Here is a 25,740-nt window from a genome sequence, read left to right as displayed (position 1 = left end):
TAACAAGCGTCGGAGCAGACATGAAACGCCCAATCGTCGGCATCATCGGCAATTCCTATCTGTTGAACGACAACTACCCGACCCATGCGGGCGGGACCATGAATTCCGAGGCCATTTCGCAGGTCGCAGGCTGTTTGCCCCTGATCGTTCCCACCGATCCGCGCTTTGTCACTGTCGACGAGCTTCTGGACACTTGCGATGGGTTCCTGTTCACCGGCGGACGCCCCAATGTCCACCCCGAGGAATATGGCGAGGACGAAACCGAGGCGCATGGCGAATTTGACCGCTGCCGGGACGCCATCACGTTGCCCTTGATCCGCGCCTGTGTGGATCGTGGTCAGCCGTTCTTCGGGATCTGCCGTGGCTTTCAAGAGGTGAACGTCGCCATGGGCGGCTCGCTCTATCCTGAAATTCGCGAGCTTCCGGGACGGATGAACCACCGCATGCCGCCCGATGGCACGATCGACGAGAAATTCGCCATTCGCCATGACGTGCATTTCGAAAAGGACGGCGTGTTCTGCGATCTGCTGGGTGAAACAGTGCGCACCAACACGCTGCACGGGCAGGGGATCAAAACTTCGGGGCCACGCGTGATCATCGAAGGCCACGCCGATGACGGCACGCCCGAGGCCATCGTCATCAAAGACGCGCCGGGCTTTACGCTGTCGGTGCAGTGGCATCCGGAATACCGCGCGGCAGAAGATCCCGTCTCGCGCGTTTTGTTTACCGCTTTTGGCGATGCTGTGCGGGATTGGGCGGCGCGAAGACCCGCGTGATCACATCCCCGTGTCTTGACCCCAGCGCCTTTGTTCTGCGTTGACCTTCCCCCTGCTGGAACCCGTATCGCTGATCCTGATGGCAGTTAGCGAGAAGGGATCGAAATGAAACCAGCATATTTCTATGGAATGGCGCTTGCGGGGATCGCCGTGGCGGGATGGATTGGCTTTGGCGCGTCCACAAATTCTCCTGCGGTCAAACAGATGGACGGCGCGGCAATATCGGATGACGCGCCAAGTGAGATAGTTCAAGTGATCTTGCCCGAACTGGGCAGCGACTTTGCCATCGGCGCGCGGGCATTCACGGCGAAATGCGCCGCCTGCCACGGACCTTCGGCAGGGGGGCTGGACGGGGCAGGTCCGCCGCTGATTCACAAGATCTATGAGCCTTCGCACCACGCCGATGCGGCCTTCTTTCGCGCCGCAGAAGTGGGGGTGCGGGCGCATCACTGGAGATTTGGCAATATGCCCCCTGTCGACGGCATCACCCGGGCAGAAACCGCCGAGATCGTAAAATACCTGCGTGCGGTCCAACGGGCCAACGGGATCTTCTGAACGCAAAAGGGCCCCAGCAGTCTGGGGCCCTTTTGATAAGAATATGTAGCCGTGTTTAGCGTGCCAGGTCCAACACGCGGGCCTCATACCCTTTCAGCACCATGCGCGCCGTGTCGCCATACTGGCGCGGTTCGCTGCGCAGCTCGGGGAACAGGGTGAACAGCTCGGCGCGGGCCGCGTCGTCAATTGCGCCCAGACCCTGGTGGCCGGGGTGGAAGCTTTCGGTCGCGGCACCATTGGCGAAGATCACTTCGTGCTGGTCAAACATGACGTGGAAATAGGTCACCTGTTCCACCTCGGTCTGCGTGGCACAGCCGCTTTGCAGCAAGTGAACCGCCGGGATCATAACCTCGGGCTGGGCAAACAGCAGGTTCGCCTGCGGTCCCTCGTACACCATGCGGTGCTGCGGTGACACGATCAGATCGCTGTGGTTGCCAAAGGCCCCTTTCTGGATGCGAATGGGGGCAAGTTTGCCGTGGCCTTTGGTGGCTTTCTGGCCAATCCAGCGAATAGGCTGAAGTCCGTGGTCGCGTGTGACAACCATGTCGCCCATGCGCAGATCTTCGACAGGGCGTTCCCCGCGATCGGTCAGGATCATGCTGCCCGTCGTGAAGCAGATGATGACATTCTCGATATTGGTGAAGTTAATGACCGTGCCATCAGACAGGGTGACCGTCCCGCTTTCCGGGTCGTTCGGGTCATAGACAATATCCTCGTGCGTGGCCAAGCCGCTCAGGTACAGCGTATCGACGTCCGAGTTGTCCGGGTCTTCATTCCCGTCAATATTGATGACAACGCCGGGGCCGCCGGTCGCATTGGCCGGATCCAGATTGAACGTATCCGATCCAAGGCCACCTTCGGCGGTATCGTCAGCGCCAAAGTTGATCGTATCGTCGCCTTCACCGCCATAAAGCGTATCCGCACCTTCACCGCCCGTGATGCTGTCATCGCCCGCACCGCCATAGATGGTGTCGTCACCTTCGCCGCCGTCGATGGTATCGTTGCCTCCAACAGTGTCGTCTGGCACCTGATAATCCGCGTCCACTCGTTCAGCATAGAGGTCAGTATTGTCTACACTAACGCCGTCCAGCGAGATCGACTCGATCGCTTTGCTGGTCAGAAGCGTGTTGTCGGCATTGTCCGAGAACTCGGGCGCCATGAACACTTCGCCAGTGGTCGTTTGGAAGACAACCGCGGTGAATTCCTTCGTTTCGCCATCCGTGAAAGTCACGGAAGCGTCATAAACCGTGGTCGAGTCCAAATAATACGTTGTGCCATCAATGGTAAACGCCTCGGCGGTGGTACCATTGTCGTTGTCGTCCAGATTGCCATTGCCGTTGGGATCGGTGGCAGTCATGGACTGTAGCTCGTTATAAAGCTCGGCCCCCGGTCCACCATAGGTGCCCAGCAAGTCGGTGGCGTTGTCGGTTTGACCGGCGTCGCCTTCATTCGGGTCAATATCGGCAAAGGTGCCAAGATTGATGACGGTATAGTTCAGGCTGACCGTGTTGGTGCCGCCCGTTCCGGTCGTGGCAAGGCCATCGCCGTAAATCGTGTCATTGCCTGTGCCGCCATCAATATCGTCGTTGCCCGACCCGCCAAAGACGGTGTCGTCACCAGCACCCGCCAGAATTACATCGTCATGCGACCCATCAAGGGCGTCATTGTTGTCAACAAGATCACCGTCGGGGTCGCCCGTATAACCGGCGTTAATGACGTCATCACTGGCAGTCCCTTCGACGACATAGTTCAATCCTGTGTCGTCACGGAAATCAAAGTCACCGCCCGTTCCGGCATCGCCATCCGTGTCGGCCAGCGTCAGATTTCCTGATCCGTCAACATCCGCGTCATTCACATCCCAGCCAACCACGTCGTCCACGGCGTCCATGATGCCGTCACCGTCGCTGTCGCCCGAGGCGTCGATGGTGGCTTGGTCTACGCCGTGACCAGCTTCGACTGTGTCGCTAAGGCCGTCATTGTCACTGTCCAAGTCCAGATAGTCGACAATGCCGTCGCCGTCCGTATCGACCGGGCTTAGACCGTTTGATCCAGCCGCACCGGTCGTCGGCGTGGCGTCATAGGCGTCGTCGACGCCGTCGCCATCAGTATCTACGCCCGTCGGGGCGATATACCCGTCAGAGGTCTGCGCTTCGACGTTGTCGGTGATGCCGTCATTGTCGCTGTCAAGGTCGAGGTGATCATAAATGCCGTCACCGTCGCTATCTACAAATGTAGATTCGACCGAGAAGGTGTCAGTCGTGCCAGTGCCAAAATTGGGATTTGGACCACTGTCAACGACTGTCGTGCCATCAATTGCGATAGAGTAGCTGGCAGTATTGCCGCCCGCCAAACCGTCGCCAAAGTCATCCAGAATGGTAAACTCATAGTCGCCCAACCCGGCGACCGGGACATCCCAGCTTTGCACGCCCGAGCTGGTCACGTCGCCTGATGCGATCAGATTGCCATCCGGATCACGCAGCTCCCAGCGGGTGTTGTCGCTGGCAACATATTGGTCGCCATCAACGGTAACCGTGATGGTCGTCGGGGTGTCCATCTCGTCTTCGTTCAGAATGCCGTCGCCGTCGGTATCCAGATCGACAGAATCCAGAACTCCGTCCCCATCGGTGTCCGGACCACCTGCGGGCGCAGCGACATTAAAGGTGAAGTCTGAAAAGCCCGTGCCGCCCGACTGCGTCCCACCGGGGCCAGCCTCAAGCTGCATTGTAAGCTGTGAAATCTGACCCGGCAGGTTTATCGAGATATCGTTGGCCGTCGTGCCAGCGGATTCGATCGAAACCGTGCCGTCCGGGTTGACGATTATGTTTTCATCGACCAGCCCGGAGATCCCGGCAATAACATCGGCGGAATCCAACAAGTCGCCGTTTTCGTCATAGGCGGCGATGGTCCAATAGTCGTCATAGGTTGACCCGCCATCGTCATTGACGTGGTTCAGATCGAACGAAAGGTTCTCGACCGGATTGGAAAAGTTGTAATCAGCCGTGATGGGCGAAGTGACGCCAAAGGCCCCGAACTCGGACACGTTGTTACCGCCCTGCGAAGCATCCCAGTTGCCTGTGAAGCTTGCTGTAACCTCGGTGTTCAGAGATCCGTCATTGATAGTTGTGCTGCCGTTTTGAGCTGTCCCGCCCGAACCGGTCAGCCAAACAGCATTGTCCAGCGTTGCCATTTCAAATCACCCCAAGATTAGTCCACTCGTAAAGCGCCTGAAAACAGCAACAAAGCCACCCGACACTCAAAACTCACTCATTCAGCTTTAGGTTGGTCGACAGCGCAAATTAATGTTTGCAGCAGCGCGCTTTCGATCCGTTAAACACCCGGTATAGCTTCCAAGTATAAAGACACTCTAAAAACGTCCAATTCAAGGAAAATTCGCGATCAATAACGTACATTTAGGGAGAAAATGGTCTCAATCTTGGCGCATTGGTTAAGATTGGTTTAGCTCTGGCTGAAGGGGCGCTGCGCCAAGCAGCTTATGCGGGTGGTCTTAAGTCACCTTCGCAACATAAAACGACTCAGACGAGCCAGGCCTTCGCGTATATCCTCGGTTGAGCGGGCGTAAGAGAACCGGAGTGTCTGGTGGCCTCGGATCGGGTCGAAATCCATGCCTGGCGTGACCGCCACATCAGCTTTTTCCAAGATCTCGGCGGCAAAAGCACGGCTGTCATTCGTGTGTTCGCTGACATCGGCATAGATGTAAAACGCCCCGTCTGGCGGCGCGATCTTGTCAAAGCCAGCTTTTGGCAATTCTTCCAACATCAGCTGCCGATTGGTACGATAAGTGGCCAAATTCGCGTCCAGTTCGTCACGTGCATCCAACGCGGCCAGCGCGGCGATCTGACTTGCGTGGGTTGGGCAGATAAACATGTTTTGCGCCAAACGCTCGATGGTGCGGATGTGATCCTCGGGGACAACCATCCAGCCCACGCGCCACCCCGTCATCGAGAAATACTTGGAGAAACTGTTGATCACATAGATGTCATCGGACACTTCCAAAGCCGAAATCGCGCGCCCCTCATATTGCAAACCGTGATAGATCTCGTCCGCGATGAAGCTGGTGTTTTTGGCCCGGCAGGTGTCGATCAGTCCCTCTAGGGCGGCGTGATCCAGCATGGTGCCCGACGGGTTCGCCGGCGAGGCGGTGATCAACCCGGACAGCCCATCGGGAATGTCGGAAGGCACCGGTTGCAGGCGGTTTTCTGGCTTGGTCTGAAGCCCCACTGGCGTCAGGTCCAACGCCTTCAGAATCTGGCGATAGGACGGGTATCCGGGCTCGCCCAATCCGACTTTGTCACCGGCGTTGAAAAGCGCTGTGAAGGCCAGAATAAAGGCCCCGGAGCTGCCCGGTGTGACCACCACTCGTTCTGGATTGAGATCCAGATTATACCAATCTTTATAAAGGCTTGCGATGCCTTCCCGAAGTGCCGGAAGGCCAAGGGCAACGGTGTATCCCAACGCGTCCTCAGCCATCGCTTTCGTCAACATGGCACGCGCTTGTTCGGGCGCAGGGGTCGAGGGCTGTCCGACCTCCATATGAATGATGTGGCGGCCTGATGCCTCGGCCGCGCGGGCGGCTTCCATGACGTCCATCACGATGAAAGGATCCACGTTGCCCCGATCAGATGTTTTCATCGTTTCCCTTTCACAAACCGCCGCTGTCTAAAGCGGGCGTAGACGTCATACCAACCACCAACCGAAACGGCACGGTCATTAATGCGCTGCCTGCCCGTCACCGTTGACGAAGTCAATGCGCCAGATCGCACCGATCCACTGGTGCGGCGCTTTGCGGTGGTTGGCAGGGGAGCTATCTTGGCTTACATCCGGGGCAAGTGTTTACAATTTCGTCCGCAAAGGACGCCCAAACAGGATCTGACGCCCGATGACATTTGCTTTGCCACGCGCCCTGCGCATTGCCACGTTGACCGCAGCCCTTGGTTTGGCCACGGCTTTTCCTGTCTCGGCTATGGATCTGTCCGCGCTGACAGAAGACGAGCGCAACGCCTTCCGTGACGAAGTCCGCGCCTATCTTCTGGACAACCCCGAAGTGCTGATGGAGGCCATCGGCATTTTGGAGCAACGTCAAGCCGAGGCTCAGGTTCAACAGGACAAAGATCTTGTCACGGTGAACGCCGAGGACATTTTCAATGATGGCTATTCCCACGTGGCGGGCAATCCGGATGGTGATTACACGATCGTCGAGTTCGTTGACTATCAGTGCGGTTACTGCCGCAAAGCCTATGAGGTTTTGCAGGATCTGTTGGAGGAAGACGGCAATATCCGCTTGATCCTAAAAGAATTTCCCATTCTCAGCGAAGCCAGCCTGATGTCGGCGCAATTCGCCGTTTCGGCCCAGCAGCTCTTCGGGGAAGAGGCCTATGCCAAGCTGCATGACGAACTGATCTCGCTTCGTGGCGCCGTCACTGAAGATCGTCTGGTTGAACTGGCCAATGATCTGGATCTGGACGGCGCGGCCATCGCCGCGGGTATGAATGCGCCCGAGGTTGATCGCGTGCTGAATGAAAACCGCGATCTGGGTCAGCGCCTTGGTATCACCGGCACGCCAGCTTTCGTCATGCATGACACCATGGCGCGCGGCTATATGGAGCTGGAACAGATGGAATATATTGTATCGCAAGGCCGCGCCGCGCAGTAAGCTGCCGGTGACATAAGAAGCAATAAAAAGTCGGTGCTCATGGTGGTGAAGAAATTTGGGGGCAGGGGCCAAGGCTGGCTGGCGCGTACAGCACTTGCCGTATTGTGTCCGGTGGCCGCCCTTGCCAGCGATCTTGCGCCCGAAACGTCCATTCCTCCCAAGGCACGCCCAGCTGTGTCCGCGCCTGTCGCTGTGACCGCTGGGGCAGGGGACGCGGCCGCGCCATCTGTGCCGGTTTCGGTGCGTCCCTCAGGCACGCTCAGCGGGCTGGCGTATTTGGCAGGCGACGGGGTTCAATTGTCAGATCGCTGGCGTGGCGTTGCCATTGAAGTGCCGATGACGCAGGCCGTGCCGTGGCGTGTCTTCACCTTGGATTCGCCTAAGCGTCTGGTGCTGGATTTCTCGGAACTGGACTGGCAAGGTATTGATATTGCTGCGCTACTTTCGCAGGGTGATTGGTTTACAGATATCCGCGCGGGTCTGTACCGGCCGGGTTGGACGCGGATCGTTTTTGATCTGAATGCGCCCTATCAGGTGGCTTCGGCTGGGCTTGCCACGCAAGACCAGACCGCGGGAGTGTCCCGACGTACCGAGGCCGCGCGCCTGCGGGTCGAGCTGACCACGGGGACCGAGGCCGAATACGCCGCCGCCGCTGGTGCGCCCAAGGACGCAGTTTTTGACCGACCCGCGCGCCCCATGCCGTCGCCCAAGACGCGTCAGCGCGGGTTTGGCGATGTGACCGTTGTACTGGACCCCGGCCATGGTGGCATTGATCCCGGGGCTGAACGCGGTGGCGTGGTCGAGGCGCATTTGATGTTGAGCTTTGCGCGCGAATTGAAGGAAGAACTGCTGCGGGCAGGGGGCTTCAACGTGGTCCTAACCCGCGATGCCGACGAATTCGTGCCACTGGAAGAGCGTGTATCCATCGCGCGAGGTGCAGGTGCGGACGTGTTCCTGTCGCTGCATGCGGATGCTTTGGCGCAAGGACGGGCGACCGGGGCCAGCGTTTATACCTTGTCGCAAGAGGCCTCGGACGAAGCCTCGCGCAAACTGGCCGAGCGCCATGATCGCAGTGATATTCTGGCAGGCGTGGATCTGTCTCAGCAGGACGATGCGGTGACTTTGGTTCTGATGGATCTGGCGCGTACGGACACCGCACCCCGGTCAGAATTACTGGCCGACAGTCTGGTCGAAGGCATCCACAGCGCCACCGGATCCACTTATAAAACCCCGCGACTTCAGGCCGGATTTTCGGTCTTGAAAGCGGCGGATATTCCTTCCGTTCTGATCGAACTTGGCTTCCTCTCCTCCGAGAGGGACCGTAAATTGCTGACCTCGCGCGAATGGCGCGCGGACGCAGCGCGAGGCATTCGCGAGGCGTTACAATACTGGGTTTTGCAGGATGCAGGTCAGGCTGACCTTTTGCGTCAATAATTCGGCATAATAGTTTGTAAATAAATGAAAAACGGCCACCGATATCGGCGGCCGTTTCTGCGATTTTTTGGCGTTACAGACCCTTCGCGCGATAGCTCGCTGCGACCCGGTCGATGGCCACGATATACGCCGCCATGCGCAGGTCATCTACGTCCTCGCGGGAATGCCAAACGTCACGCATGGCCTGATAGGCTGTGCGCATCGTGTCATCCAGGCCTGAGCGCACCAGTTCCAATTCGTCCGCGCCGCGCAGGTACTTGTCCTTGAACTCGGGCGTCATCGACCACGCATCACCAAGATAACGGTCCAGACGTTCCAGCTCGTCAATGACAAGCTGGTGGCGCGCTTCTTCTTGACGGCGTTGCATGCGGCCAAAACGGATGTGGCTTAGGTTCTTGACCCACTCGAAATAGGACACGGTCACACCGCCCGCATTGGCATAGAGGTCGGGAATGATCACCACCCCCTTGTCGCGCAGGACTTTGTCCGCGCCCGATGTGATCGGACCGTTTGCGGCCTCGATGATCAACGGGGCCTGAATGCGTTCTGCATTGGACAGGTTGATCACGCCTTCAAGGGCGGCAGGGATCAGGATGTCACATTCAACTTCCAACAGCTCGGCGCCGTTTTCCACATACTGCGCATCGGCAAAGCCCTTCACGCCGCCATGGCCAGCGATCCATTGGTGAACCGCCTCGACGTCGAGCCCGTTTTCGTCATACAGCGCCCCATCACGTTCAATGATGCCAATGATCTTCGCACCATCTTCATGCGACAGGAATTTGGCAGCGTGATAGCCCACATTGCCCAGCCCCTGAACGACAACACGTTTGTCTTTCAACTTGCCGTCCAGCTTGGCGATCTTCACGTCCTCTGGGTGGCGGAAAAACTCGCGCAGGCCAAATTGCACGCCGCGCCCGGTCGCTTCGACCCGGCCCGAGATCCCCCCCGCGTGGGGGGGCTTGCCCGTGACGCAGGCCTTAGCGTTGATGTCGGTGGTGTTCATGCGCGCATATTGGTCGGCGATCCACGCCATCTCTCGCTCGCCGGTGCCCATGTCGGGGGCAGGGACGTTTTGCGACGGGTTGATCAGGTCGCGCTTGGCCAGCTCATAGGCGAAACGGCGGGTGATCAGCTCCAGCTCGTGCTCTTCATACTCGCGCGGGTCGATGCACAGCCCGCCTTTCGAGCCACCAAACGGGGCCTCAACCAACGCGCATTTGAAAGTCATAAGGGACGCCAGCGCCTCGACCTCATCCTGATCCACGGCCACCGCATAGCGGATACCGCCTTTTACAGGTTCCATATGCTCTGAATGGACAGAGCGATAGCCGGTAAAGGTCTTGATTTCACCCCGCAGACGCACGCCGAAACGGACCGTGTAGGTCGCATTGCAGACGCGGATCTTTTCTTCCAAGCCCGAAGGAAGGTTCATCAGGGACGCCGCCCGATTGAACATCAGTTCAACGGACTCTCGAAAACTCGGCTCATTCGTAAGGGACATTTTGTACCTCTGTACAGGTTTAGCATTGGTTTGCTGCAGCGCCGCAGAATCGCTTTAGAATTGCGACATTACGATACAGAGGTTATGAAGAAATGACCAAAGTACCACCCCTTAACAAACCTGACTGTATGGTCGTGATACGGGGGTAATTGTTTCCGGGGCTGGTTTAATGGAAAATTAACCGCTCGTTTGTTGCTATATTAGTTAATAAAATCAACAACTCATCCCGCCAAAAGTCGATTTAGGTTTCAATGTTCTTAGAGACGCCTTATTTTTGACACAGGAAATCTATTGTTTAAGGCCATGCTAAGAATGGGTGTAAGAGTCCTGGTGGGCGCAATGGCGTGTGCGGGAAGGGTAGTTTGATGGCTCATATTTTGGAGCGTAAGAGTATGATTGTATCGGGATCCAAAAAACGGCTTGCAGATTGCAGGCCGCTTTCGCGTGTCAAAAACTTCGCAACACAAGAAGAGGGGGCCATGATCGGCTTCTCGCTTTTCTTGTTCTTGGCGATGTTTATCTTTGCAGGTGTCGCGATTGATTTGATGCGACACGAATATCAGCGCACGCGCATCCAAGCCACAATGGACCGTGCTCTTCTGGCCGCGGCGAACCCTGATCAGGAACGCGACCGGAAAAGCGTCGTCCTTGACTACTTTAGCAGCGCGGGCTTGGACGGGATTGTCGAACGCGAAGACGTCACTGTTTCCGTTGCATCTGATGGGACCAGCGTAAAGGCGACCTCAAGAAGCACAATGAATACACCGTTCATGGATTGGGTGGGTGTCAGCAGTTTGCCTGTTCCGGCCGGCGGTGGCGCCGAAAAATCCATTGTTCTGACCGAAGTGTCGTTGGTGGTTGATGTGTCAGGGTCGATGGAGTCGAACTCCGTCAATGGTGTTCGAAAGATCGACGAGTTGAAAACTGCAGCAACGGAATTCTCGAACTTGATCCTTTGCGATCCGAATAACTCGGCCTCTCCGACGGATTGGAGCACATGCCCAATTCAGGACAACAAGACGTCCCTGACACTTGTTCCGTATTCGGCACAGGTCTCGGTCGGTGCAAATCTGCTGAGCAAGTTCACAGTGGCAGATACGCATAGTGAATCGACCTGCGTAACGTTTGACCCTGATGAATTTGATGTCGCCGGTATTTCGACAACCGACACCCTTCATCAAACAGCTCAGTACGTACGTGGTGGCGAGCGTGCCCAGAGCAACCGCTACATCTTCGATACAAGCAATTGGGAAGAGCCGGATATCCAATCCAATGCGCAATGGTATGAAACGTGGTGGAGCTGCTTCAACGCCTCTTGGCGCGACATCGTGCCATTTGAGAATTCACCACAGCAAATGGCAAGCGAAATTTCTCAGCTCAGCGCTCTTGGCGGTACGGCAATCCATGTTGGGATGAAGTGGGGAACCGCGTTGCTGCATCAAGATGCGCAACCGGCGATAACCTCGTTGATTGATGATGATGGTCTTGTCCATTCAGATTTCCGTGGTCGCCCATACAATTTTGCAAACACGCTGTCCTCTAAGATCATCGTGTTGATGACGGATGGCGTAAACTCTACCAGTAGCTTCCTGAAAGATGGGTTCAGAACCGGAGCATCTCCGATTTGGTATAATTCGGAAGAAGATATCCTGTCAGTTCGTGATAACCGGGGAACTCCCGACAACGATAGTGATGATCGGTGGTATTGGTTCAATCCGGCGGAAACGAAGAATAATTCGCGAAACCTTCCGTACGGTGAATGGAAAAACGAGCCTTTTGGAAACGAAGGTAAGAACCACTGCTTTGATGATGATGATCGTAGCTGGAACAGCGATGTTTGTGTGCCGTACAGGGGCGCTGCGAATAGCCGCACAAAACAGTTGACCTGGCAAGAGTACTGGAAAAAAGGCTATTCTACCCGCATCTTTGATAGCTTCGGCGACTATATCGGAAACGAGGTTGATACACCGGGGACATCCACCGGGTTCAGGTCCCTGACGAATACGGCTGTTGATGATCTTTTGATTGAACAGTGCACTGCAGCCAAGGATATGGGCATCACCATTTATACGATCTCGATGGTGGCAGATGATGATGATTCCAGCACGATTATGAATTCGTGTGCGTCGGATATTCCGGGCACCACAACTCACCATCGGGTTGGCGATACAGATGCTGACGGAGACATTATCCAGCTTTCGACAGTGTTTGCGGGTATCGCAGAAGACATCAACCGTTTGCGCCTGACGAATTAACAGCGTCGATGTGAATAATGGGTTTGGTCGATCTTGGTCGATCATACCCAGATTGATCAGTTTTGGAGACACATGTCGTGGCAATCAAACGATACATATTCAAACGGCAGAGAAAGCGGGCTAACTGGCTGCGCGATCAGCGTGGCAGTTCCACGATTGAGTTTGTAATGTGGTTCCCCCTGTTCATGACACTGTTCATGACGTCATTTGAACTAAGCTTTTTCGCGTTGCGGTCGGTATTTTTGGAGCGTGCCGTTGACATGACAGTCCGTGATTTCCGATTGGGAAGACTTGTCGAAATGGACGGTGACGGCAAAATGACGACAGCAGATTTTAAAGGTATGATTTGCGAAAACATGCTGATTGCTGGCACCTGCGAAGAAGATCTAGAGCTCGAGCAAATCCGTGTTTCGTCAAGCAATTGGGCTTTGCCGGCTGATAGTGTACAGTGCATTGACCGCAATGAACCTATCGAGCCACCCGATCTGGATGGATTTGCAATCGGGGGAGGTGGCGATCTGATGTTGTTGCGGGTTTGTTGGCAAAAGAAGCCGTTTTTTTCAAGCACGGCTTGGGTAATGGGGATCCCCCGCAATCCTGAAGGCGAAATTGCTTTGATCGCTATGTCGACCTATGTGAAAGAACCTTGATATGAGACAGAATGGAAGCAGAGTTAGCGAAGGTGGCATGGGGCGTTTAATGCGTCGTGTTGCGTGTTTCACACGCTCAGATTCAGGGACCGTAACAGTTGAAAGCGTCATCATTCTGCCGATCCTATTATTCTGTTTGCAGGCGACCTTTGCATTTTTCGAAAGTTATCGCGCAAAGAGCATATCTTTGAAAGCCAACTATGCGGTTGCTGACTACCTTTCTCGGTTTCCATATTACGATTCCACAACTCTCGCAGGTTTGGATTCGCTTTTTCAGTATATGACCAATAGCGAAGATGACAGCTGGGTGCGCGTCACTGTTGTTGAATGTAAGCGTACGGTTGATAAGTGTAATAATCCAGATGACCGGAGAATTCACATTGCGAAACCGGTGCAAACCAATGTCAGAAACTCCTACGCGACTGACGGCCAAGATAGGTTGACGAATACAGATATTCGCACTGATCTAGCGGCGAAAATTCCGCCTTTATACCAAGGCGAGCATGTGATTGTTGTTGAGACATCCGCCAGTTTTCAGCCGACATTTGCGGGACGGTGGACCGGTATCTATGAACCCCGTCTAAGAAACGTTACGGTCACAAGCCCCCGTGAGTTCGACACTCTGTGCTATCCGGATGAAGCGTCTTGTATTGCAACACCGACCACTGGGACGGGCGGCGATAGCGGCTAATCAGCCCAAGGTAACTTCAGCGCGCCTTGTTCAATTTTGATAGGTCTGTGCATTTCTCAACGCAGTTCTGTTCAATCCCGCAAATTGCGCGAAGAGGAACCGAAGCCTAACTTGCTTCTAAGCGAAACGCATAGAAAGCGAGGTTTCGATGTCCATTCGACCTGTCCTGTCTGCTGATCAGTCCAAGCCCACAATGGAAGGGGCCGGGGTTCATTTGCACCGGGCTTTCGGGTTTCACGACCCTGCGGCCTATGATCCGTTTCTGTTGTTTGACGATTTCCGCAACGATGACCCGCGCCTGTCTGAAAAAGGTTTCCCGTGGCATCCCCATCGCGGGATCGAGACCATTACCTATGTTCTGGCGGGCGAAGTAGAGCATGAAGATAGCCTAGGGAACAAGGGCAGTCTGGGCGCGGGCGACATTCAGTGGATGACTGCCGGGTCGGGCATCATGCATCAGGAAATGCCGATTGCGAACGCGCGCGGGCAGATGCATGGGTTCCAACTGTGGGCCAATCTGCCGCGCGACCTGAAAATGACTGCTCCCAACTATCAAGACGTGCCGTCAGTCGAGATCCCGGTGATCGAAGAAGACGACGGCACCAAGGTGCGCGTGATCGTGGGCGATTTCTGGGGGCGCTCGGGGCCGGTTGACGGGATTGCCGCCGATCCGCTTTATCTGGATGTAAGCGTACCGGCTGGCGTCACCAAGACGCTTCCCGTGGACACACGCCGTCAGGCGTTTGCCTATGTGTTCGAAGGGGCAGGGGCGTTCACCGATGCCGCCACACCCGAAGGCGTGTTGTTGGAGAAAGAAGTCATGGGCCACGAGGTCAACATCCGCGATCTGTCCGGCAATCGCACTGTGGTCCGCTTCGGCGCGGGCGATGAGGTGCGGGTGCAAGCCGGGCCAGAAGGTGTACGGTTCCTGCTGGTCGCAGGCGCGCCGATCCGCGAGCCCGTCGCGTGGCACGGCCCTATCGTCATGAACACCAAGGACGAGCTGCGCCAAGCCATGAGCGATCTTCGGAATGGGACGTTTATCCGGCCCGCGCACTAGAAACGTGTCGCATTTGGATTTTAACCTGTCGGTCATTGCATAAATCTGACGAATTGTTACAAGGACAGGAACGCTGCCCTACTTAACTGGTTAAATGTCCCGACTGCTCCGTCTTGTTGATTTGCCCCCCATTTGGTTGATTGCGATGGCCGCCGCTGCATTCGGGCTGGACCGGGTTGTGCCGGGGCTTGGCTTAGGGCTGGATTGGACGCGCTGGCTGGGAAATGGGCTGCTCGGGGCAGGGATCGGAGCGATGGCGCTGGCGGTATGGGAATTCCAGCGTGCCCACACGACGCTGATCCCGCGGCAGACTCCCACGGCGTTCTTGCGCTCGGGCATCTATCGGCTGACCCGCAACCCCATCTATCTGGGCGACGCGCTGATTTTAGGCGGTTTGGTTCTGCGCTGGGACGTGCTGCCTGCACTGGTCTTGGTTCCTATCTTTACAAGAATCATCACAACCCGCTTCATCATCGGAGAAGAGGCCCAACTGACCGAATTGTTTGGAGACGAGTTCAAAAACTGGTCCGCGACTGTACGTCGCTGGCTGTAAATTGCTGCAAAGCGGCATTGCGCTGCGACGCGCTGTCGGGTATTGAAATAAAATTGTCGCGATGACCGCCTAAACGATAGCTTCTTGCGCAGGGGATGCGTATAGAATGCGCCATGAAACCGCCGGGGCCGAGGGATCACCCCTCGTTCGGCACACGACGGGAGAAGGAAGAGACTGTGAAAATCGGTGTACCCAAGGAAGTGTTCGAGGGCGAAAATCGCGTTGCGATGACGCCTGAAAGCGCCAAAATGCTGCAAAAGCTGGGCTATGACTGCGTGATCGAGACCAAAGCGGGCGCAAATGCTGGCTTCTCGGACGCAGCTTATAAGGAAGCAGGTGTCGAGGTCGTTAAGACCGCCGCGGCGCTGTGGAAAGCGGCAGATATTATCGCCAAAGTGCGTCAGCCCAACGATACGGAACTGAAGCGTTTGTCGGCAGATAAGACGCTGATCAGCTTCTTTAATCCGGGCGGCAACGAGGACGGGCTGGAAAAGGCCAAGAAGTCCGGCGCAAGCGTGATCGCAATGGAAATGGTGCCGCGTATTTCGCGTGCGCAGAAAATGGATGCTCTGTCGTCCATGGCGAACATTGCGGGCTATCGCGCCGTGATTGAAGCCGGCAACAACTTTGGCCGTTTCTTCACCGGTCAGGTGACCGCTGCTGGTAAGGTTCCGCCTGCCAAGGTTCTGGTTGTCGGTGCTGGCGTTGCCGGTCTGGCCGCCATTGGTACCTCGACCAGCTTGGGTGCGATCACTTACGCGTTCGACGTGCGCCCGGAAGTGGCCGAGCAGGTTGAATCGATGGGCGCCGAGTTCGTCTATCTGGACTTCGAAGAAGAGCAGCAAGACGGTGCTGCCACCGGTGGTTACGCCGCTGTATCTTCGCCCGAATTCCGCGAAGCTCAGCTGGCTAAGTTCCGCGAGCTGGCCCCCGAAGTTGACATCGTCATCACCACCGCGCTGATCCCGAACCGCGAAGCCCCCAAGCTTTGGCTGAAGGATATGATCGACGCGATGAAGCCGGGCTCGGTCATTGTTGACCTTGCGGCCGAAAAAGGCGGCAACGCTGAAGGCACCGTGATGGACGAGAAGGTCGTGACCGACAACGGCGTGACCATCATCGGCTATACCGACTTCCCATCGCGCATGGCCGCGCAGTCGTCGTCGCTTTACGCCAACAACATCCGTCACATGATGACTGACCTGACGCCCGAGAAGGACGGTCAGGTTGTCCACGATATGGAAGACGACGTGATCCGTGGCGCGACCGTGACCCATGAAGGCGAAATCACCTTCCCGCCGCCCCCGCCGAAAGTGCAGGCCATCGCGGCCCAGCCGAAGGCCGAGGTCAAGGAATTGACGCCCGAGGAAATCAAGGCACAAGAAGCCGCCGCGTTCAAAGCGCAGACCAAACAGCAGGTGACCTTGCTGGCGGTTGGCGGTGCGCTGCTTTTGCTGCTGGGGCTTTATGCGCCCGCCAGCTTTATGCAGCACTTCATCGTGTTCGTTCTGGCCGTGTTTGTGGGCTTCCAGGTGATCTGGAACGTAAGCCACTCGTTGCACACACCGCTGATGGCTGTGACCAACGCCATTTCGTCGATCATCATTCTGGGGGCGCTGATGCAAATCGGATCAGGCTCGTTCTTGGTGATCTTGTTGGCCGCGGCCTCGGTCTTTATGGCCGGGATCAACATTTTCGGCGGCTTCCTCGTGACACGGCGCATGCTCGCCATGTTCCAGAAATCGTAAGGGGGTAGGGATCATGGAATTTGGTTTCACCACGGCTGCATATGTTGTTGCAGCAGTTCTGTTCATCCTTTCCCTTGGCGGTCTGTCGGGACAGGAAAGCGCGAAACGCGCGGTATGGTATGGCATTGTCGGCATGGCGCTGGCGGTGGCGGCGACCCTGATCGGCCCCGGTGCCGGCCTGTGGTGGCTGTCGATCCCGCTGATCGCTGCGGGCGGTGTCATTGGGTACCAGCTGGCATCCAAGGTCGAAATGACCCAGATGCCGGAACTGGTTGCGGGCATGCACGCACTGGTCGGTCTGGCCGCTGTGTTTGTCGGCTTCAATGCGCATTTTGAGATCGGTAACGCCGCGCAGGCCCTGATGGATGGCACGGTGAAAGAGCTGGGCAGCTTTGGCCAGCTGATCGCCAAGAAATCCTCGGTCGAGATCAACATCCTGCTGGTTGAACTCAGCTTGGGCGTTTGGATCGGTGCCGTGACCTTTACGGGTTCGGTCATCGCCTATGGCAAATTGTCGGGCAAAGTGACCTCGTCGGCTGAAAAGCTGCCGGGCGGTCACATGCTGAATGCAGGCGCGGCGGCTTTGTCTCTGATCTGCCTGATTTGGTATCTGAATACGGCAGCCTTCCTGCCGCTGATCATCCTGACCATCGCAGCTTTGTTCATCGGTTATCACCTGATTGTGGGCATCGGCGGCGCCGACATGCCGGTGGTTGTGTCGATGCTGAACAGCTACTCGGGTTGGGCGGCTGCGGCGATCGGCTTCTCGCTGGGCAACGACCTTCTGATCGTTGTGGGCGCGCTGGTTGGTTCGTCTGGTGCGATCCTGTCCTATATCATGTGTAAGGCGATGAACCGCTCGTTCGTTTCGGTTATTCTGGGCGGCTTTGGTGGCGGCTCGGACGGTCCGGCCATGGAAATCGAAGGTGAACAGATCGCCATCGACGCCGATGGTGTGGCTGCGTCGCTTGAGGAAGCTGACAGCGTGGTCATCATCCCTGGTTATGGTATGGCTGTGGCACAAGCCCAGCAGAACGTGGCCGAGCTGACCCGCCGTCTGCGCGCCAAAGGCAAGAATGTCCGCTTCGCAATCCACCCGGTTGCAGGCCGTCTGCCCGGTCACATGAACGTGCTTCTGGCAGAAGCCAAAGTGCCCTATGACATCGTGCTGGAAATGGACGAGATCAATGACGACTTCCCGGAAACGGATGTCGCCATCGTCATCGGCTCGAACGACATCGTGAACCCTGCGGCTCAAGACGACCCCAACAGCCCCATCGCTGGTATGCCGGTGCTGGAATGCTGGAAGGCCAAGCAGGTCTTCGTGTCGAAACGTGGTCAGGGTGCAGGCTATTCGGGCATCGAGAACCCGCTGTTCTTCAAAGAGAACACGCGCATGTTCTATGGCGACGCCAAGCAGTCTCTGGATACGCTGCTGACCCTTATCCAGTAAGCTCGTCAGACTTTGAAATACAGAAAGCCCCGCCAAATTGGCGGGGCTTTTTTCGTGACAAATTGTATGAGGTTACTCAGAATGCGACGTGAAGAGTTTTGAAATTCATCTGCTTGAAGAAAGCTGTAACGACCCAGATCTTGCCGCCAAAACTTTACGGTTTAGCGCTGTGATGGATAAGGAAAGTTTATGGTTGCCAAATTCACAAACGATTTAAGCATCAAAAATAGAATTGTCGTTCTTCTTATGTGCCCGTTTGCTGCAATCATCGGGCTGGTGCTTGCCAGTTCTTTCGGGGTTTTTAGCCGGGAATCTTACGAGCTTATTGCCTCGGTTTTTCGCGGTGATACAACGCGTTTTGGCAACTTTCTTGGATTTATGGTGATCTTTCTTCTTTCCGTGATCGTTCCAAGCATCATGGTGGTCGCGACTTTGCGCGAGGCGATCTTCCAACCCAATCAAGTTGTCAGCTTCGATCCAGATCGTCGCGTGCTGACTGTTGATCACAGCCTTCCTTGGCGCAAGCCACGGACATGGGGCTATAAATTTGAGGATGTCGAAGCAGCCGAGCTTACCTATGACGGTGAAGATTATGAATTACTACTTCACCTCGTTTGCCGGAAACGCCCGCTAAAACTGATGTGGGGCAGGGGATCAAAGGCAAGACTTAAAGATCTGCAAGATATGGGATTTCCAATTAAGTAACGCGCACGAGGCGTTCCGCTTTGGCCATCTTGGGAGCAGTTGGAACACGCCTCCTATTGCTAGCTGTCCAAAATACCAATTCAGCATTCCGGAACCTGTCACTTTGTGGTTAGCCCCCTTTGAGCGCGTGCTCTTCTCTGCCATGCTCACGTCAGCAAACAGGATAAGACATGAACACACCAGCACATCTGATCGTTGGCTCCGTCGCATTTGGCCGAGACCGCAAAACCCTTTGGGCTGCACTGGCAGGGGGGCTATTGCCCGATCTGTCGCTGTACCTATTGGTGTTTTGGGCAATGTTCATCCAGCAGATCCCGGAAAGCGTGATCTTCAACCAGCTTTACTTTTCAGACAGCTGGCAGCGCATCTTCTCGATCGACAATTCGTTTTTCCTGTGGGGGGCGGTGTTGGCGGCGGGGCTTTCTTTGAAAGCTCGGCCAGTTGTGGCCTTTGCTGGTTCGGGGCTTGTGCATATCGGGTCGGATTTTCTGCTGCACCACGATGACGGGCGGATGCATTTCTGGCCGCTCAGCGATTGGGTTTTTGAGAGCCCGCTAAGCTATTGGGACAGCTCCCACCATGCGCTGTGGGTCGGTCCCATTCTAGCGCTGGTGTCGCTTGTCTGCACGGTGATCCTGTGGCGCAGGTTCAGCAATTGGGGCTGGCGCATCGCCTTCGCCCTTTTGCTGGCGGCCGAGATGAATACGCTGCGCAGCTGGGTTCTGTACTTCTAGAGCCCTTTGACCTCGAAGGCGGGCACCCAAGGGTGATGGGTCACACCATCGAAACCCGGGCTTTCAAATCCGCGTTCTTCGCGCAGGCAGCCAATGCCAGCCGCCCAACCGGGCACGACTTCGTCATTCGAAATGCGGTTCATCGCGTATTGCACGCCCAGTTTCCCATCCAGTGACGGGTCAGGCGTGTCCTCAAGGAACAACGTGATTTCATTCGCGGCCGTCACGCGCAGTTCGGACAATCCGGGTGCGCGTTTGGGGCCGATGACATGGAAGCCGAAATTGCGCGGAGGTGATGGGTAATACTCTGCATCCAACACAAGCGGCGAGATGTTGTCCAAACGCAACGTGATCTCGCGGCCAACACGTTCAGCGTGAACCAACTTGGTGGCCTGAAAGCGCTGCCCCTGTTCCAGTTGCCAGATCGCATGGCCCAGATATTCGCCGTATAGCGCTTTGGCGCGGTTGCTCCAATGAGTGGTATCAAACAGCGGATAAGGGTATCGCGGCTGGATCAGGTGCACGTTTGGCAAAGCATCTGCCAGATCCTGCAACGCAAGGCGCACGCGCCAGTTGCCAAAGCGGATGGTGCCGGGGACTTGATCCAGAAGCCAGACAATCGGGGTGTCCAAACTTTCCAGATGGGCTTCGACATCCGCGAAGAAGGCAGTGACCTGCTGGGCATAAACCTCGCGTTCAGCAGCGCGGTCGGCTTCTTGGTGAGTGAAAGCGATATAGATCGTCTGAACCGGTGCGCCTTCCTGTGCCGCAAGGGTAACCGTGCGCGAGATGGTCGAGATCAGATTGTGGAAACACTGCGAGCGCTCGCCCAATTCATTCATGTGCAGACCCGGGCGGCGCGGTGACGTAGAATCTCCGATGATCGCCTGACCCCCGATGGCCTCCGAGCGCACGATGAATTGCGGCCAGTTTTGCCCCTCGGGCATTTGCGCCAGATAGGTGCTGGCCGCAGTCGAGGTCACCGACTGTAAGGGCAGGGGAAGGCATTCGTCCAAGGGTGTGAACCCTGTGATTTCGGTTGTTGGTGGTTTGCCCATCAATCCGCGCGCGCTACGGCCATCATTCAGCGTTAGGATGTGATAAGGAGTTTTGACGACGCCGGGAATGGGGCCGCCTGCGGGGTGGATCCCTGCATTAGACTGCCCCGCGTGCATCAACAGGATAGAGCGATCAGCCATAGGGCGCACAAAGCCGTCATCAGACAGGTAGCAGGGCTGCCACGCGCCATGGCCGGCGACGATCTGAAACTGCTTGCGCCCGTCAACGATGTCCTGATCCCGGCTGTCAGCCGGAAAATTCTGAAAGCGCTTTGGCCTGTAATCCTTCATCGCGTTCTGGACTGCTTGCATCGCGGAACGGCGAATGGTGGCCCGCCAAACCGTCAGGAACTTTCCCACCGGGGGCAGGTCCTGAAGCGTTCCGCGCGCATGGGCGCCAAAGTCGGAATGTAGCGTGCCCAGATACGAGGCCAGCTTGTCTACATCGGTCGAGATGAAACCGCCCGAGAAATGCAGCCCATAATGCCAGTCCCCCAATGCATCGCGCTTGTAGAGCGTCATGCGCCCCTCAGAGATCATCAAACATTGCGTCTGATCTGGGGACAGGGTTTCCAGAATGGCATTGGGGTTGCCATCCTTGGACATGCGCGCCTCGGCCTGACGTATATCCTCGATCTGGGTCAGGTCACCATCAACGGCCAAAATCTGGCACCATCCCGGCACGTTATCCCCCAGCACAGGCACGTTGGGATCGTCAAAATGGCGGTGATAGAAAGACAGGTGATCCCCATCAGGCGACACGACCGAAAGCGCAAATTGGGGGTCGTCAATGGACCCGAGCACGTCAATCGCCTGTTCACGTGACGCAAAACGGCTGGGAAGGCGCTGCGCCCATGACACCATCTGAAGGCATTTAGACAGGATGCGATCCGGCTGTTCGATAGGTATTTCCCGGGGGTCTGTGGATGCTGACATGCTGATTTATCTCAAGGTACTCATACTGGGGTAAAACTGGATGACCCAAGGCCAAAACTATCGCCGCAATGTGTTGCAAGAGGCGTGAATATTCAAGTTGATTGCGCGGTCTGCATCGCTGCTCAAGGTCATGTGATTTCGACCCGGAAGGCGGGCACCCAACGATACAGCGTTTCACTGGGGTCGAATTTGCACGGACGTGACCATGTTTCGCGCAAGCCACCAGCACCAACCGCCCAGTCAATCGGATCTTCGTATTCGTCCTGCGTGCGCGGGCGGAAAGAATAGCAGACCCGCGCCCCGGATGGCAGAGGGGCAGATGTGGTCAGGGTAACCTCTTGTGCACCCGTCACCTCGGCGCTGTCGATTTGAATGTCCGGTGCCTGCTCAAGCGTGAAACCCTTGACCGAGTTGATCACCGGGTGATGGTCCAGATCGAAGGCCAGCGGGGTCAGGTTGTTGAAGCGCAACATGATCTGACGGTCGTGTTGTTCATGCTCCACCAGTTCGGCGGCGTGGACGGATTTTCCGTCCTCAAGCTCTAGAATAATATGGCCGAGAAACTCGCCATACAGCGCTTTGCCCACGTTGCTCCAATGGCTTTTGTCGAACATCGGATAGGGATAGCGCGGCTGGACAAGCTCGATATTTGGCGCGCGGCGCGACAGTTCGTGCAGCGCAAGGCGTGCATTCCAATGCGACCCCGCACCAGCCGCGGTCGAGCCCGGCGCCTGATCCAGCAGCCAAGTCACGGGCACGTCAAGATCGCGGATGTGGTCTTCGACATCGTTAAACAGGTTCATCGCCTCGGTGCAATAGGTTTCGATGCTGTCCTGCCGGTTGGCCTCTTGATGGGTGAAGGGGATATAGATGTGCTTGACCGGCGCGCCTTCCTGCGCGGCCAGTTCGATCATCTTGCGCAGGGAGGCAATCAGGTTCAGGAAGCTGGGGGAATAGTCGCCCTCTCCGCGGCGGTGAATGCCCGGGCGCAGCCCGTCGCCCACACGCCCGATAAAGGCCTGCCCGCCCTTGGCTTCCGATCGCACGGCCACTTGCCGAGGCGCACGACCGGCATCGCGACGGCCTTCCAGATAGATCCCGGCGCTGACGCCAACAATCGATTGAATGGACGCATCGACGTTCTGATCAAACGGGGTCAGGGCGGTGGCCTCAAACTTCGGAAAGCGACCCAACAACCCGCGTACCCCATAGCCGTCATTCAGGTTTACGACATGGCTGTGCAGGCGGATCGCCTCGGGGATTTCGCCTCCGGCTTCGTTTACGCCCGCATTGGATTGGCCGAAATGCATGATGATGATGGTCTCATCCACCTGCGCCCGCCAGTTGCCCGCCCGATCCAGACGATAGCGCGCGGGTGTGCCGAATTCGTCGCTTGAAGTGAACTCGAGCGTGCCATCATCCTTGGTGACGCAATCTGTGGCACCCTTGGGAAAATCCAGCGTGTCTTTCACGTCCAACTGCTTGCGTCCGCGCGATGGGGTCGGGCGGCCAGTGGTTTGATGGCGCAGTCGCGAGATATAGCGGCCAAAGCCCTGAAATGTGCGCTTGCCTTCCGTATCGGCCAAAAAGCGGCTCTGCTGGTTTAGATCCCAACGAAACGCCTCGAGATAGGCCTGAAATTCGTCCGGATCCGCGGTCAACCATGGCGATTTTAGGGTGGCATCAAGGGTCCACGCGTCGTCCTCATTTCGATCAGAAAGGGTAAGCACGCCATCCAAGATATTGATACACAGGTCCGCCGTTGTGTCGTCGGGGACCGCGCTGTCCCCAAAAACCGTCAGCTTGTTTTTCTTATGGTGATGCCGCTTCGTGATCTCGCCCGCGACCTCGGCGGCCACGCCCCAAGGATCACCGGTATCAGACAGCGGACGGTTCGGTTCGTACCGGTTGCGATATTCGAAACCGGTGTCTGTCTTGATCAACACCAGAATATGGCTGTCATCCAGATCCGCCACGGCTTGGCGTGCGGCGTCATCTGATTGGTAAATCAGCGGATAATCCGGCGCGGCTGCGAAAAGCATGCGCAATCTGGACCAAAACTCGTCTGTTTGCACCTCGGTCGGCGCGCGCGGTTTGGTATCTAAGCTCATTGCGATATGTGCTCCTGCGTCGGTCTTGGTGCGCGGTGGGTCTTTTTGGCGGATCGTCACAGATTAAACGCCGCGTGTAGGCTTGATTGCCACTTCCTGCCAAGTTGTCCACAGTTTTCCGCCAAAATTATGTCTTTGGCAGGGAAACTGCCGGCATGAAACGCAGGTTTGCTTGTCAGAAATGCGAATCCCATTGCGGGTGGGCATCGTCGATCACCAGCGCATGGGTGTGTCGACGGTGGCCCTTTAGATGTGGGTGATCCAAAGGCAGGTTGTCATGGGTATGGGCGACCTCGACCGGGTCATCGGCGGGCCAAAGGCGCAGGGCGGCGGTGATCCCGATCAACGCGAGGCTCGCGAGGGTGAACAGCGTCGGCACGGTTCCGAAGCTGGTCAAAAGCCAGCCAGACAGCGGATAGGTCAGAAGCCAACAGGCGTGCGACAGGGCGAACTGGGCGGCGAAAATTGCGGGGCGGTCTTCGGCATGGGCGGAACGTGCCAAAAGGCGACCCGAGGGTGTCAGCACAGTCGAGTATCCCAGCCCGATCACAGCCCATGCAATCAGCAAGACGGGCCAGCCGAGCCCCCACATGGTTATAACGCCGCCTAGGCCTAAAAGAGCGGCGGCCATCAGGCTGGCCCCGCCCAGCATCAGCGGGCGTTCAGGAGCGATGTGAAGGATGCGGGGCAGGGCGACTGCCGCAACCATACCTCCCAGTCCGAAGGCAAACATGGTCCAGGCCAGCGCGGTTTCGCCCAACTCCAATTGGCCACGCACCAAGAGAACCGAGTTCACCAGCACCATCGCCCCTGCACTGGATACAGCCAGGTTCAGTCCCAAAAGCCCGCGCAAACGTGGAGTGGGCAGATAGATGCGGATGCCCAGCGTGGTGCGGGCATAGAAGTCTCGGGGTGCGGCGGGTTTCGGGTCGGGCAGGCGCACCGACATGACCATCAGCGCCGAGATCACAAAGCCCAGTGTCGTGCCCAAGAACAGGCTGTTGTAGCTTGCGATGGTCAGGATCAGCGCGGCCATTGTAGGGGACAAGATGTTTTCCAGATCAAAGGCCAGCCGCGACAGCGACAGCGCCCTTGTGTATTGCTCTTCATCCGGCAAAACGTCTGGAATGGTGGCCTGAAATGTCGGCGTGAACGCAGCCGAGGCCGCTTGCAACACGAAAATCAGCCCATAGACCTGCCACAGTGTTGTGGCGAAGGGCAGGCAGAGCACGACGGAGGCTCGGATCACGTCCAGCACGATCAAAAGCGCGCGTCGGTTCACCCGGTCGGCCATCGCGCTGGCAATCGGCGCAAGCACCACATAAGCGATCATCTTGATCGTGAAGATCGCGCCCAGAACCAGCGCCGCATTATCGCCCGCTAAATCATAGGCCAAAAGGCCCAGTGCGACCGTTGCCAGTCCGGTACCCAGAAGGGCGACGATCTGCGCCAGAAACAGGTTGCGATAGGTGCGGTTGCGAAGGACGTCGAACATGTGTGCCTCACAAATATCGGGTGATGGCCTTCAACTCGGCAATCGCGTCCGACGTCTCGTCCCCCAGGCAATGGTCCAAATGGTCGTGGATCAACGCTTGCTTTGCATTGCGAATGGCGCTTTCAACTGCTTGTAATTGCTGTGCAAGTTCGACGCAGGGGCGGCCTTGGTCGATCATCTCGACCACCGAGCGAAGATGCCCATCGGCGCGTTTCAGGCGGGCCGAGATTTTCGGGTGGCTGGTGTGTGTATGCGTGTGTTCCATACCTATAGATTATCCCCCGGGGGAGGATGCGGCAAGCCCGCCTTGTGCTCTGCAAGTTAGGCTGCGTGACAGTTTCCCTTTCCCCC

Annotated in this window: 20 protein-coding genes; 13 read left to right on the top strand and 7 right to left on the bottom strand. The window is 56.8% G+C overall.

Annotation, left to right across the window (positions count from 1 at the left end; all coding sequences use genetic code 11):
- The first annotated feature begins 20 nt into the window (after nucleotides 1-20).
- Together ACXAH3_RS04745 and ACXAH3_RS04740 are read left to right on the top strand one after the other, a co-directional pair.
- On the top strand, nucleotides 21-776 hold the full coding sequence (locus ACXAH3_RS04745; protein WP_474860910.1) for a gamma-glutamyl-gamma-aminobutyrate hydrolase family protein: 756 nt from the start codon (nucleotides 21-23) through the stop codon (nucleotides 774-776).
- Between the two features lie 105 nt (nucleotides 777-881).
- Complete coding sequence (locus ACXAH3_RS04740) at nucleotides 882-1,331, top strand: c-type cytochrome (protein ID WP_474860909.1); 450 nt, start codon at nucleotides 882-884, stop codon at nucleotides 1,329-1,331.
- A gap of 55 nt (nucleotides 1,332-1,386) precedes the next feature.
- Here the strand turns inward: ACXAH3_RS04740 and ACXAH3_RS04735 are convergent, their stop codons facing one another.
- The gene (locus ACXAH3_RS04735) at nucleotides 1,387-4,518 is read right to left on the bottom strand and encodes a Hint domain-containing protein (protein WP_474860908.1); all 3,132 of its coding nucleotides are present in this window, start codon (nucleotides 4,516-4,518) and stop codon (nucleotides 1,387-1,389) included.
- A gap of 323 nt (nucleotides 4,519-4,841) precedes the next feature.
- On the bottom strand, nucleotides 4,842-5,981 hold the full coding sequence (locus tag ACXAH3_RS04730; RefSeq protein ID WP_474860907.1) for a pyridoxal phosphate-dependent aminotransferase: 1,140 nt from the start codon (nucleotides 5,979-5,981) through the stop codon (nucleotides 4,842-4,844).
- Between the two features lie 247 nt (nucleotides 5,982-6,228).
- Between ACXAH3_RS04730 and ACXAH3_RS04725 the strand changes: the two genes are divergently transcribed.
- Both ACXAH3_RS04725 and ACXAH3_RS04720 read left to right on the top strand, forming a co-directional pair.
- Nucleotides 6,229-7,002, top strand: coding sequence for a DsbA family protein (locus ACXAH3_RS04725; protein WP_474860906.1), 774 nt, complete (start codon nucleotides 6,229-6,231; stop codon nucleotides 7,000-7,002).
- A gap of 39 nt (nucleotides 7,003-7,041) precedes the next feature.
- Nucleotides 7,042-8,436, top strand: coding sequence for an N-acetylmuramoyl-L-alanine amidase (locus ACXAH3_RS04720; protein ID WP_474860905.1), 1,395 nt, complete (start codon nucleotides 7,042-7,044; stop codon nucleotides 8,434-8,436).
- Nucleotides 8,437-8,509: 73 nt separating this feature from the next.
- Here the strand turns inward: ACXAH3_RS04720 and ACXAH3_RS04715 are convergent, their stop codons facing one another.
- Complete coding sequence (locus ACXAH3_RS04715; protein WP_474860904.1) at nucleotides 8,510-9,940, bottom strand: Glu/Leu/Phe/Val family dehydrogenase; 1,431 nt, start codon at nucleotides 9,938-9,940, stop codon at nucleotides 8,510-8,512.
- Between the two features lie 365 nt (nucleotides 9,941-10,305).
- On the opposite strand from ACXAH3_RS04715, the gene ACXAH3_RS04710 reads away from it, so the two are divergent.
- From ACXAH3_RS04710 to ACXAH3_RS04670, 9 genes are all read left to right on the top strand, one after another.
- On the top strand, nucleotides 10,306-12,195 hold the full coding sequence (locus tag ACXAH3_RS04710; protein ID WP_474860903.1) for a TadE/TadG family type IV pilus assembly protein: 1,890 nt from the start codon (nucleotides 10,306-10,308) through the stop codon (nucleotides 12,193-12,195).
- Nucleotides 12,196-12,272: 77 nt separating this feature from the next.
- A complete protein-coding gene (locus tag ACXAH3_RS04705; protein WP_474860902.1) occupies nucleotides 12,273-12,845 on the top strand; it encodes a TadE/TadG family type IV pilus assembly protein in 573 nt (190 codons plus the stop codon).
- Nucleotide 12,846: 1 nt separating this feature from the next.
- Entirely contained in the window at nucleotides 12,847-13,536 is a 690-nt protein-coding gene (locus ACXAH3_RS04700; RefSeq protein ID WP_474860901.1) for a TadE/TadG family type IV pilus assembly protein, read from the top strand.
- 148 nt (nucleotides 13,537-13,684) lie between these two features.
- Complete coding sequence (locus ACXAH3_RS04695) at nucleotides 13,685-14,596, top strand: pirin family protein (protein WP_474860900.1); 912 nt, start codon at nucleotides 13,685-13,687, stop codon at nucleotides 14,594-14,596.
- Between the two features lie 94 nt (nucleotides 14,597-14,690).
- Complete coding sequence (locus tag ACXAH3_RS04690) at nucleotides 14,691-15,149, top strand: methyltransferase family protein (RefSeq protein WP_474860899.1); 459 nt, start codon at nucleotides 14,691-14,693, stop codon at nucleotides 15,147-15,149.
- Nucleotides 15,150-15,325: 176 nt separating this feature from the next.
- Entirely contained in the window at nucleotides 15,326-16,897 is a 1,572-nt protein-coding gene (locus ACXAH3_RS04685; RefSeq protein ID WP_474860898.1) for a Re/Si-specific NAD(P)(+) transhydrogenase subunit alpha, read from the top strand.
- 13 nt (nucleotides 16,898-16,910) lie between these two features.
- On the top strand, nucleotides 16,911-18,350 hold the full coding sequence (locus tag ACXAH3_RS04680) for an NAD(P)(+) transhydrogenase (Re/Si-specific) subunit beta (RefSeq protein WP_474860897.1): 1,440 nt from the start codon (nucleotides 16,911-16,913) through the stop codon (nucleotides 18,348-18,350).
- Between the two features lie 189 nt (nucleotides 18,351-18,539).
- Nucleotides 18,540-19,055 (top strand): hypothetical protein, encoded by a 516-nt coding sequence (locus ACXAH3_RS04675; RefSeq protein WP_474860896.1) that lies wholly within the window; start codon nucleotides 18,540-18,542, stop codon nucleotides 19,053-19,055.
- A 170-nt stretch (nucleotides 19,056-19,225) separates the two neighbouring features.
- Nucleotides 19,226-19,789, top strand: a complete 564-nt coding sequence (locus ACXAH3_RS04670; protein WP_474860895.1) for a cobalamin biosynthesis protein CobQ — start codon at nucleotides 19,226-19,228, stop codon at nucleotides 19,787-19,789.
- On the opposite strand, the gene ACXAH3_RS04665 is transcribed toward ACXAH3_RS04670, so the two are convergent.
- From ACXAH3_RS04665 to ACXAH3_RS04650, 4 genes are all read right to left on the bottom strand, one after another.
- On the bottom strand, nucleotides 19,786-21,783 hold the full coding sequence (locus ACXAH3_RS04665; RefSeq protein WP_474860894.1) for a hypothetical protein: 1,998 nt from the start codon (nucleotides 21,781-21,783) through the stop codon (nucleotides 19,786-19,788). The two genes, ACXAH3_RS04670 and ACXAH3_RS04665, sit on opposite strands and share 4 nt — an antisense overlap.
- 128 nt (nucleotides 21,784-21,911) lie before the next feature.
- Nucleotides 21,912-23,894: a hypothetical protein gene (locus tag ACXAH3_RS04660; RefSeq protein ID WP_474860893.1), complete on the bottom strand. Its 1,983-nt coding sequence runs from the start codon at nucleotides 23,892-23,894 to the stop codon at nucleotides 21,912-21,914.
- Nucleotides 23,895-24,069: 175 nt separating this feature from the next.
- Nucleotides 24,070-25,389 carry an MFS transporter gene (locus ACXAH3_RS04655; protein ID WP_474860892.1) on the bottom strand — a complete coding sequence of 440 codons (1,320 nt, stop codon included), beginning with the start codon at nucleotides 25,387-25,389 and terminating at the stop codon, nucleotides 24,070-24,072.
- 7 nt (nucleotides 25,390-25,396) lie between these two features.
- On the bottom strand, nucleotides 25,397-25,654 hold the full coding sequence (locus ACXAH3_RS04650) for a metal-sensing transcriptional repressor (RefSeq protein WP_474860891.1): 258 nt from the start codon (nucleotides 25,652-25,654) through the stop codon (nucleotides 25,397-25,399).
- Between the last annotated feature and the right edge of the window lie 86 nt (nucleotides 25,655-25,740).

It is taken from the genome of Aliiroseovarius sp. ABM4_368 (assembly GCF_056161205.1).
Note: the sequence above shows the minus strand (reverse complement) of the source record. Positions and strands in the feature narration are given on the sequence as shown.

What these genes read in the sequence shown, in the direction of transcription:
- ACXAH3_RS04715 (WP_474860904.1), bottom strand. Translation starts at nt 9,940, where the DNA reads ATGTCCCTTACGAATGAGCCGAGTTTTCGAGAGTCCGTTGAACTGATG.
- ACXAH3_RS04740 (WP_474860909.1), top strand. Translation starts at nt 882, where the DNA reads ATGAAACCAGCATATTTCTATGGAATGGCGCTTGCGGGGATCGCCGTG.
- ACXAH3_RS04670 (WP_474860895.1), top strand. Translation starts at nt 19,226, where the DNA reads ATGAACACACCAGCACATCTGATCGTTGGCTCCGTCGCATTTGGCCGA.
- ACXAH3_RS04665 (WP_474860894.1), bottom strand. Translation starts at nt 21,783, where the DNA reads ATGTCAGCATCCACAGACCCCCGGGAAATACCTATCGAACAGCCGGAT.
- ACXAH3_RS04690 (WP_474860899.1), top strand. Translation starts at nt 14,691, where the DNA reads ATGTCCCGACTGCTCCGTCTTGTTGATTTGCCCCCCATTTGGTTGATT.
- ACXAH3_RS04660 (WP_474860893.1), bottom strand. Translation starts at nt 23,894, where the DNA reads ATGAGCTTAGATACCAAACCGCGCGCGCCGACCGAGGTGCAAACAGAC.
- ACXAH3_RS04730 (WP_474860907.1), bottom strand. Translation starts at nt 5,981, where the DNA reads ATGAAAACATCTGATCGGGGCAACGTGGATCCTTTCATCGTGATGGAC.
- ACXAH3_RS04710 (WP_474860903.1), top strand. Translation starts at nt 10,306, where the DNA reads ATGGCTCATATTTTGGAGCGTAAGAGTATGATTGTATCGGGATCCAAA.
- ACXAH3_RS04695 (WP_474860900.1), top strand. Translation starts at nt 13,685, where the DNA reads ATGTCCATTCGACCTGTCCTGTCTGCTGATCAGTCCAAGCCCACAATG.
- ACXAH3_RS04720 (WP_474860905.1), top strand. Translation starts at nt 7,042, where the DNA reads ATGGTGGTGAAGAAATTTGGGGGCAGGGGCCAAGGCTGGCTGGCGCGT.
- ACXAH3_RS04725 (WP_474860906.1), top strand. Translation starts at nt 6,229, where the DNA reads ATGACATTTGCTTTGCCACGCGCCCTGCGCATTGCCACGTTGACCGCA.
- ACXAH3_RS04650 (WP_474860891.1), bottom strand. Translation starts at nt 25,654, where the DNA reads ATGGAACACACGCATACACACACCAGCCACCCGAAAATCTCGGCCCGC.
- ACXAH3_RS04680 (WP_474860897.1), top strand. Translation starts at nt 16,911, where the DNA reads ATGGAATTTGGTTTCACCACGGCTGCATATGTTGTTGCAGCAGTTCTG.
- ACXAH3_RS04745 (WP_474860910.1), top strand. Translation starts at nt 21, where the DNA reads ATGAAACGCCCAATCGTCGGCATCATCGGCAATTCCTATCTGTTGAAC.
- ACXAH3_RS04675 (WP_474860896.1), top strand. Translation starts at nt 18,540, where the DNA reads ATGGTTGCCAAATTCACAAACGATTTAAGCATCAAAAATAGAATTGTC.
- ACXAH3_RS04700 (WP_474860901.1), top strand. Translation starts at nt 12,847, where the DNA reads ATGAGACAGAATGGAAGCAGAGTTAGCGAAGGTGGCATGGGGCGTTTA.
- ACXAH3_RS04655 (WP_474860892.1), bottom strand. Translation starts at nt 25,389, where the DNA reads ATGTTCGACGTCCTTCGCAACCGCACCTATCGCAACCTGTTTCTGGCG.
- ACXAH3_RS04735 (WP_474860908.1), bottom strand. Translation starts at nt 4,518, where the DNA reads ATGGCAACGCTGGACAATGCTGTTTGGCTGACCGGTTCGGGCGGGACA.